Raw genomic sequence first — 8,775 nt, 5'->3', positions numbered from 1 at the left:
CCCCGAGCAGCCGCCTGGTCGTCACCGACGCCGCGACCGGCGCGGTGCTCTCCTCCGAGGAGCAGATCCGCATCGGCGATCAGGCTCATCGCCTCGGCGCGGGTGGCCGGGTCGCGGAGCTGGCCGCGGACGGCCGAGGTGATGGTCTTGGCGCCGGGCTTGCGGATGCCGCGCATCGACATGCACATGTGCTCGCACTCGATGACGACGATCGCGCCGCGGGGCTCCAGGATGCTCATCAGGGCGTCGGCGACCTGGCTGGTCAGCCGCTCCTGGACCTGCGGGCGGCGGGCGTAGACGTCGACCAGGCGGGCCAGCTTCGACAGGCCGGTGATCTTGCCGGTGGTGGCCGGGATGTACCCGACGTGCGCGACGCCGCGGAAGGGCACCAGGTGGTGCTCGCAGGTCGAGAAGACCTCGATGTCCTTCACCAGCACCATCTCGTCGTGGCCGATGTCGAAGGTGGTGGTGAGCACGTCCTCCGGCTGCTGCCAGAGCCCCGCGAATATCTCCTTGTAGGCGCGGGCCACCCGGGCCGGCGTCTCCAGCAGGCCCTCGCGGTCCGGGTCCTCGCCCACGGCGATCAGCAGCTCGCGCACCGCGTTCTCGGCGCGCTTCTGGTCGAAGTGCCCGACGGCGGGCTCACCGTCGAGAGTCACCGGGTCGATCATGCGGGCCTCGCTTGCCTCATTGCCAGTGGATGGTCGTTCGTCGGGCACCGGGCCCGGCAGCACGAATGCCGCGCCTCCAGGGTACAAACCCGGGTGGCGCGGCATTCATTCCGTACGGGCGGCCGCTCAGCTCTCGGTGGAGCCCTCGGCGGGCGGCAGCTTCATGACGTCCACCGGGGCGGCCTCGTGGGAGGAGGCGACGCCGTTGGTCAGCGCCAGCTCCTTCGGGGACTGCACCGGCGGGCGGGTGGAGGGGGTGCGGCGGGAGGAGCCCGTCCACGCGGGGCGGGCGGGGCGCTTCACGATCGTGGAGAAGATCTCGGCGATCTGCTCCTTGTTCAGCGTCTCCTTCTCCAGCAGCTCCAGCACGAGGTTGTCGAGCACGTCGCGGTTCTCGACCAGGATCTCCCAGGCCTCGTTGTGCGCGTTCTCGATGAGCTTCTTGACCTCCTCGTCCACCAGCCCGGCGATCTCCTCGGAGTAGTCGCGCTGGTGGGCCATCTCGCGGCCGAGGAACGGCTCGGAGTCGCTGGAGCCGAACTTGATCGCGCCGAGGCGCTCGCTCATGCCGTACTGGGTGACCATCGCGCGGGCCGTGGCGGTGGCCTTCTCGATGTCGTTGGACGCGCCGGTGGTCGGGTCGTGGAAGACCAGCTCCTCCGCGGCGCGGCCGCCCAGCATGTAGGCCAGCTGGTCGAGCATCTCGTTGCGGGTGGTCGAGTACTTGTCCTCGTCCGGGAGCACCATCGTGTAGCCCAGGGCGCGGCCGCGGGACAGGATGGTGATCTTGTGGACCGGGTCCGCGTTCGGGGAGGCCGCCGCGACCAGGGCGTGGCCGCCCTCGTGGTACGCAGTGATCTTCTTCTCGCGGTCGGACATGATCCGGGTCCGCTTCTGCGGGCCGGCCACGACGCGGTCGATGGCCTCGTCGAGGACGAGGTTGTCGATCAGCTTCTTGTCCGAGCGGGCGGTCAGCAGGGCCGCCTCGTTGAGGACGTTGGAGAGGTCCGCGCCGGTGAAGCCGGGGGTGCGCTTGGCGACGGCCGAGAGGTCGACGTCGGGCGCGATCGGCTTGCCCTTCTGGTGCACCTTGAGGATGTCCAGGCGGCCCTGGAGGTCGGGGCGCTCGACGGCGATCTGCCGGTCGAAGCGGCCCGGGCGCAGCAGCGCCGGGTCCAGGATGTCCGGGCGGTTGGTGGCGGCGATCAGGATGACGCCGCCCTTGACGTCGAAGCCGTCCATCTCGACGAGCAGCTGGTTCAGCGTCTGCTCGCGCTCGTCGTGGCCGCCGCCGAGGCCCGCACCGCGGTGCCGGCCGACGGCGTCGATCTCGTCGACGAAGATGATCGCCGGGGCGTTCGCCTTGGCCTGCTCGAACAGGTCGCGCACCCGGGAGGCACCGACACCGACGAACATCTCGACGAAGTCGGAACCGGAGATGGAGTAGAACGGCACGCCCGCCTCGCCGGCCACGGCACGGGCCAGCAGGGTCTTGCCGGTGCCGGGCGGGCCGTACAGCAGCACGCCCTTGGGGATCTTGGCGCCGACGGCCTGGAACTTCGACGGCTCCTGCAGGAACTCCTTGATCTCCTGGAGCTCCTCCACCGCCTCGTCCGCGCCCGCGACGTCCGAGAACGTGGTCTTCGGGGTGTCCTTGGTGAGCAGCTTGGCCTTGGACTTGCCGAACTGCATGACCCGGGAGCCGCCACCCTGCATCTGGTTCATCAGGAACAGGAAGACGAGGACGATGATGACGATCGGCAGCATCGACAGCAGGAGGCTGACGAAGGTCGACTGCCGCTCCGGGGTGACGGTGTAGTTGTTGGGCAGCTGGCCGTTCTTGTACGACTGCTGGAGCGTGTCGGCGATCGCGTTCGCCTGGCCGTCCGAGACGTACGAGGCCTGGAACTTGCTGCCGCTGGGGGCCTTGCCGTTGGCCTTGGCCGGCAGCTGCTGGCCGTCCTTCAGCTCGATCTTGATCAGGTTGGAGTCACCTGTGGTGAGCTGCGCCTGCTTGACCTGGTTGCTGTTGATCGCCGCAATGACCTGGCCGGTGTCCGCCGTCTTGTAGCCGCTCGAGTCCGAGACGACCTGCATCAACACGATGACGGCGAGGACGGCCAGCACGATCCACATGATCGGCGCACGGAAGTATCGCTTGACGTCCATCCATGCGGGGCGTTGCCGCCCCGTCCCTCCTGCCACTCGACGGCGCTACGCGGCCTCGGCCGCGGCGCATCCGGTATCTGCTCATGAGAAGAGCGGTTCATTGGACCGTACCGCAGTACCACCCGCGCGTGGCGGGAGCACGACGGCACGACGTATTTTCCTACCTCGGCACAACGGGTGGGAACGGCGTGCTGTTCCCACCCGTCGCCCGGACGGCGTCAGCCGCCGTAGACGTGCGGCGCCAGCGTGCCGATGAACGGCAGGTTGCGCAGCTTCTCGGCGTAGTCGAGGCCGTAGCCGACCACGAACTCGTTGGGGATGTCGAAGCCGACGTACTTGACGTCGATCTCCACCTTGGCGGCGTCCGGCTTGCGCAGCAGGGTGCACACCTCGAGCGAGGCGGGGCGGCGCGAGCCGAGGTTGCCGAGCAGCCAGGACAGCGTCAGACCGGAGTCGATGATGTCCTCGACGATCAGCACGTCCCGGCCGGCGATGTCGGTGTCGAGGTCCTTGAGGATCCGCACCACGCCGGAGGACTTGGTGCCCATCCCGTAGGAGGAGACGGCCATCCAGTCCATGGTCACCTGGGAGTGCAGCGTCCGGGCGAGGTCGGCCATCACCATGACGGCGCCCTTGAGCACGCCGACCAGCAGCAGGTCCTTCCCGGCGTAGTCCCGGTCGATCCGCTCGGCCAGCTCAAGCAGCTTGGCGTCGATCTCGTCCTTGCTGATGAGCACCTTCGCCAGGTCGGCGCCCATGTCGTTCTGATCCACCGGGGATACGTCCTCAAACGTTCGGGGTCTGTGTCGGCGGCGGCTACGCGACCGGATGCCGCTAGTCGCTCTGCCGCCGAAACACCAGCGTGCCACACCGACGGGTCGCTTCGACCCCCCCGGGTAGGTGCAGCGGCCCCTGGCCGCGCCAGCCGGTGACCAGCAGGTCGACGCTCTCCAGGTGCCGGGCGAACAGGTCGCCGGCCGGGCAGCCCGCGCGCAGCGCGGCCCGGCGCAGCACCCGGCGGCGGACCGCGGGCGGCAGTTCGGCGAGCCGGCCGACGTCCAGGGAGCCTTCGACCGTTCGGAGGTCGCGCTCGGCGAGGGCGGCCCACTGGTCGAGCGCGTCGGCGTCGTCGCGGAACAGCCGGGCGGTGCGGGCGAGCGCCTCGACCACGCCGCCGCCGAGGTGCTTCTCCAGCACCGGCAGCACCTCGTGGCGGACCCGGGCGCGGGTGTAGGCCGGGTCGGAGTTGTGCGGGTCGTCCCAGACCGGGATGGACTGCGCCGAGCAGGCCTGGCGGGTGGCGGCGCGGTCGAGTTCGAGCAGCGGCCGGCGGTAGCGGCCCTTCTGGGCGGGCATGCCGGCCAGCGAGCGGGCGCCGGAGCCGCGGGCGAGGCCGAGCAGGACGGTCTCGGCCTGGTCGTCGCGGGTGTGGCCGAGCAGGACGGCGAGCGCGCCGTGGCGGTCGGCGGCGGCGTCGAGGGCGGCGTAGCGGGCGTCCCGGGCGGCGTTCTCCGGGCCGCCGTCGCGGCCGACCCGGACGGGGACGGCCTCCACCGGGTCGAGGCCGAGTTCGCGCAGCCGGACGGCGACCTGCTCGGCGCGCTCGGCGGAACCGGCCTGCAGGCCGTGGTCGACGGTGACGGCGCCCACCCGCAGGCCGAGCTTGGGGGCCTCGAAGGCGGTGGCGGTCGCCAGGGCCATCGAGTCGGCGCCGCCGCTGACGGCGACCAGCACGAGCGGCGAGCCGGGGGCGGCGGGGGTGCGCGGCAGCCCGGAGGGGTGGCGGCGGGCGTTGCCGATCAGGGTGGTGGCGCCGGCCGGCACGAGCGCGGCGGCGGCGGGCCGGCTCTGCGGGGCGCGGACCGGTGCGGCGACGGGGACGCCGGCCTCGGCCGCGAGGTCGGCGAGGGTGCGGCGGACGGCGAGGCGTATCGCCGCGACGGCGGGATGTGGGCCCACGGGGTGCACTCCTTGACGGAGACGGGGAGGGACGGCGGCCGGCCCGGGCGGCGGGGCGGGGAACCTCGCACGCTCACGGTCACCGGGCGCTCACAGATGGTCGCAGAAAGCGGCCCGCTGCCAGGCCGTGCACGCCAGCGCGGGGTCCACGGTCCCACGTACGGGTGAATGGAAAAACGTTCATTCGGCCGCCGTCGGCCCGGGTTGGGCAGGTGTGCGGTCGCCGGCGGACGGGTCAGCGGGCCACCCGGGCGACCCAGGCGGCCGGGTCGTGGATCTCCTCCTTGGTCGGCAGGGTGTTCGGCGACGTCCAGATCCGGTTGAAGCCGGCCATGCCGACCCGGTCCACCACGCCGCGGACGAAGACCGCGCCGTCCTGGTACTGGCGCAGCTTGGCGTCCATGCCGAGCAGCCTGCGCAGCACCAGGTCCAGCCGGCTGGCGCCGCGGTCGCGGCGGCGCTGGAACTTCTCCCGGATCTCGGCGACGCTCGGCACCACCGCGGGGCCGACGCCGTCCATGACCACGTCGGCGTGGCCCTCCAGCAGCGACATCACCGCGGTCAGCCGGCCCAGCACCTCGCGCTGGCCGGGCGACTGGACGGCCTCCAGCAGGGTCTGCGGGCCCGAGCCGTCGCCGCGCCCGCCGAGGCCCGGGAAGCCGTCCGCGACGACCTCGCGGGCCCGCTCCAGCAGCGCGCCGGGGTCGATGTCGGTCTGCGCCAGGAAGGACTGCACCTCGGACTGGATGTGGTCGCGCAGCCACGGCACCGCGCTGAACTGGGTGCGGTGGGTCTCCTCGTGCAGGCAGACCCAGAGCCGGAAGTCGTGCGGGTCCACGTCCAGCTCCCGCTCGACCTGGACGATGTTCGGCGCGACCAGCAGCAGCCGGCCCGGGCCGGGCGGCTCGGGGCCGCGGCGCGGCTTGTCGAAGAGCCCGGCGGGGCTGTCCGGCGCCGGCGGCGGCTCGGCGGGCGCGAAGGTCTCGTACTGGCCGAGCACCTTGGTGGAGAGGAAGGCCAGCAGCGCGCCGACCTCGATGCCGGTGGCCTTCTCCCCGATGCTGCCGAACACCTGGGAGCCGGTGCCCTCGCTGCGGCGGGCCTGGAGGCGGTCCACCAGCGGCTGGACGATGGTGCGGAAGCCCGCGACGTTGGCGCGCACCCAGCCGGGCCGGTCGACCACCAGCACCGGGGTGGCCTCGGCGTCGGACAGCCGGGCGGGCCGGAGCCCGGTGTAGCCGCGCACGTGCTCCTCGGCCTCCAGGGCGTGCCGGCGCAGCTCGGCGACCACCTTGACGGCCTCCTCGCGGGTCACCTCCGGGCCCGGCCTGGCCAGCCGGGTGGCGGTCGCGACCGCGAGGTTCCAGTCGACCATTCCTGCTCCGCCGCTCGCGCTCGTCATGCCCTCACCGTACGTGCTCCGGGGCGGTGGAGGGAGGGAACCTGCCGTGCCGGTGCCGGGGTGCCGCGGCGGGCGGGTCAGCGGCAGCCGCAGGCGGCGATCCGGGCGACGATCCGGTCCACCGCGCCGCGGGCGTCGCCCCCGTTCGTCCGGCTCATCAGCGCGAAGACCAGCACCCGGCCGTCGGCGTCGACGACGGTGCCGGCCAGGGTGGCCACGCCGGAGAGGGTGCCGGTCTTGGCCCGGACGACGCCGGCCGCCGCGGCGGCGCCGGAGCGGGCGCCGAACCGGTTGACCAGGGTGCCGGTGAACCCGGCGACCGGCAGGCCGGTCAGCACCGGGCGCAGCTCGGGGTGGTCGGGGGCGGCGGCCCGGGCGAGCAGTTCGGTGAGGGTGATCGGCGGGATCAGGTTCTTGCTGCTGAGGCCGCTGCCGTCGTTCAGCACCACGCCGGCCGTCGGGACGGCGAGCGCCGTGAGCGCCTGGAGGGTGGCGGCGGAGGCGCCCTCGAAGCTCGCCGGCTTCTTGGCGGCGATCGCGACCTGCCGGGCGACGGCCTCGGCGAGGGTGTTGTCGGAGGTGGTGAGCAGCCGCTCGACGAGCCGCGGGACGGTCGGCGACCGGACCTCGGCGATCGCGGCGGCGCCGGCCGGGGCGGTGGTCTGCGCGGGGGTGCCGTCGACGGCCACGCCCTCGGCGCGCAGCCGGTCGGCGAAGGCCCCGGCGGCCTGCCCGGCGGGGTCGAAGACCCGGGCGGGGGCCTCGTCGGGGGACTTCGGGTCGATCCGGCCCTCGTCGACCATCAGCGGGGTGACGGCGGCGATGTTGGTGGCGTCGTGCTCGGGGTGGAGCAGCGGGCCGGTGTAGAGCGAGGTGTCGTAGCCGAGCCGGACGGTGGTGGTGCCGGCGGCCTTGAGGGCCGCCGCGGTGCGGGCGGCGAGGTCGGCGAGCGAGGCCGGGGCGGTGTCGGCGTCCACCGGCTGGCCGCCGACACGGACCTGGTCGGTGGGGAGCGCGGTGAGGGTCGGGTCGCCGCCGCCGACGAGGGTGATGCTGCCGGGATCGCTGCCGCGGACGACGGTGGTGGCGATCCGGGTGGTCGGCGGGATCAGCGCGAGCGCGGCGACGGCGGTGGCGAGCTTGGTGGTGGAGGCGGGGGTGGCCGGGGTGTTCTCCCCGGAGCCGTACAGCATCGTGCCGGTGGTGGCGTCGGCGACCGCGAGGTTCAGCGTGGCGAGGGCGCCGTCGTGGACGGCCGGGTCGAGGGAGCGGTGCACGCCGTCGCCGGTGGGCACGTCGGCGGCGTCCGCGGCGGCGGCGAGCACCGGGCCCTTCACCGGGGCGCTGCGGTGCCGGCGGGCCGTGCCCTTGCCCGGCCCGGAATCGTTCTTCCTGTCGTCGGCGCCGGCGCCCCGGCGGTGGGCGCCGTCGGTGCCGTCGTCCGAGCGGTGCCGGTCCTGCCGGCCGGCGGCCGGGCCGGGATCGGCCGCCGCGGTGGGTGCGGCGAGCGGTCCGGCGACCGCGAGCACCGTCGCGACGGCTCCGGCGGCGACGGCCCGGCGACCCCTCCACACCCGTGCACGCGCGTTCACCGACCGGCCCCTTTCCCGAGCACTCCCTGCCGTGCGAGACACTGGATTCTGTCAGTTTCTACCTTGGAGGAACCTTGGAGTTCGACGTCCTGATCGAGATCCCGAAGGGCTCGCGCAACAAGTACGAGGTCGACCACGAGACCGGTCGTCTGCGCCTTGACCGCATGCTCTTCACCTCGACCCGCTACCCGGCCGACTACGGCTACGTCGAGGGCACGCTCGGCGAGGACGGCGACCCGCTGGACGCGCTGGTCATCCTGGACGAGCCGACCTTCCCGGGCTGCCTGATCAAGTGCCGCGCCATCGGCATGTTCCACATGACCGACGAGGCCGGCGGCGACGACAAGCTGCTCTGCGTCCCGGCGACCGACCCGCGCTGGGAGCACCTGCGGGACATCCACCACGTCTCGGAGTTCGACCGCCTGGAGATCCAGCACTTCTTCGAGGTCTACAAGGACCTGGAGCCCGGCAAGTCGGTGGAGGGCGCCAACTGGGTCGGCCGCACCGAGGCCGAGGCCGAGATCACGGCCTCGATCAAGCGCCTGGAGGAGAAGGGCGGCCACTGAGCCGTCCCTCCCCTCGGTTCTCCGGGGTGACGCGAGGGCCGGGGCGGGCAGCACGTGTGCTGTCCGCCCCGGCCCTCGTGCGTCCGCGGGCGGTGTCAGTCCGCGTCGTCCAGCCGGAAGCCGACCTTCAGTCCGACCTGGTAGTGCTCGATCCGGCCGTCCACGAGGTGTCCGCGGACCTGGGTCACCTCGAACCAGTCCAGGTTCCGCAGGGTGCGGGACGCCCGGTCGATGCCGTTGCGGATCGCCTGGTCGATGCCCTCGGCGGAGGAGCCGACGATCTCGGTGACTCGGTAGACGTGGTCGGTCATGGCGCATCTCCCAGCGGTGGGTGACGAGGGACGGTGTGCGGGCCCTCGTCCACCGTGCCGCAGGACGCCGCGGCCCGCGCGCCGAGCGGGCGCCTGCGGGCCGCG

The 8,775-nt window shown here is 73.0% G+C and carries 7 protein-coding genes and 1 pseudogene; 1 reads left to right on the top strand and 7 read right to left on the bottom strand.

Translation table 11 applies throughout. From position 1 onward, the window contains the following. Positions 1-77: 77 nt before the first annotated feature. The 6 genes and pseudogenes from folE to dacB all read right to left on the bottom strand — a co-directional run. Positions 78-671, bottom strand: a pseudogene (gene folE / locus ABZ641_RS18710) (GTP cyclohydrolase I FolE); the annotation flags it as partial. Positions 672-797: 126 nt separating this feature from the next. Continuing rightward, positions 798-2,840 (bottom strand): ATP-dependent zinc metalloprotease FtsH, encoded by a 2,043-nt coding sequence (ftsH, locus tag ABZ641_RS18705; RefSeq protein ID WP_344622572.1) that lies wholly within the window; start codon positions 2,838-2,840, stop codon positions 798-800. Between the two features lie 218 nt (positions 2,841-3,058). After that, the gene (hpt, locus tag ABZ641_RS18700) at positions 3,059-3,613 is read right to left on the bottom strand and encodes a hypoxanthine phosphoribosyltransferase (RefSeq protein ID WP_030268775.1); all 555 of its coding nucleotides are present in this window, start codon (positions 3,611-3,613) and stop codon (positions 3,059-3,061) included. A 61-nt stretch (positions 3,614-3,674) separates the two neighbouring features. Next, the gene (tilS, locus tag ABZ641_RS18695) at positions 3,675-4,799 is read right to left on the bottom strand and encodes a tRNA lysidine(34) synthetase TilS (RefSeq protein ID WP_344622573.1); all 1,125 of its coding nucleotides are present in this window, start codon (positions 4,797-4,799) and stop codon (positions 3,675-3,677) included. Between the two features lie 235 nt (positions 4,800-5,034). Then, positions 5,035-6,201 (bottom strand): zinc-dependent metalloprotease, encoded by a 1,167-nt coding sequence (locus ABZ641_RS18690; RefSeq protein ID WP_344622574.1) that lies wholly within the window; start codon positions 6,199-6,201, stop codon positions 5,035-5,037. A 77-nt stretch (positions 6,202-6,278) separates the two neighbouring features. After that, a complete protein-coding gene (gene dacB, locus ABZ641_RS18685) occupies positions 6,279-7,793 on the bottom strand; it encodes a D-alanyl-D-alanine carboxypeptidase/D-alanyl-D-alanine-endopeptidase (protein ID WP_359983120.1) in 1,515 nt (504 codons plus the stop codon). Positions 7,794-7,867: 74 nt separating this feature from the next. Between dacB and ABZ641_RS18680 the strand changes: the two genes are divergently transcribed. After that, positions 7,868-8,359: an inorganic diphosphatase gene (locus ABZ641_RS18680; protein WP_344622576.1), complete on the top strand. Its 492-nt coding sequence runs from the start codon at positions 7,868-7,870 to the stop codon at positions 8,357-8,359. 95 nt (positions 8,360-8,454) lie between these two features. On the opposite strand, the gene ABZ641_RS18675 is transcribed toward ABZ641_RS18680, so the two are convergent. Further along, positions 8,455-8,670, bottom strand: a complete 216-nt coding sequence (locus ABZ641_RS18675; RefSeq protein WP_263104140.1) for a dodecin — start codon at positions 8,668-8,670, stop codon at positions 8,455-8,457. Positions 8,671-8,775 lie beyond the last annotated feature (105 nt).

Source organism: Kitasatospora sp. NPDC007106, from assembly GCF_040634455.1.
In the GTDB taxonomy this organism is placed as follows: Bacteria; Actinomycetota; Actinomycetes; order Streptomycetales; family Streptomycetaceae; genus Kitasatospora; species Kitasatospora arboriphila.
The sequence above is the reverse complement of the archived record's forward strand: the minus strand, read 5'-3'. Positions and strand labels throughout refer to the sequence as shown.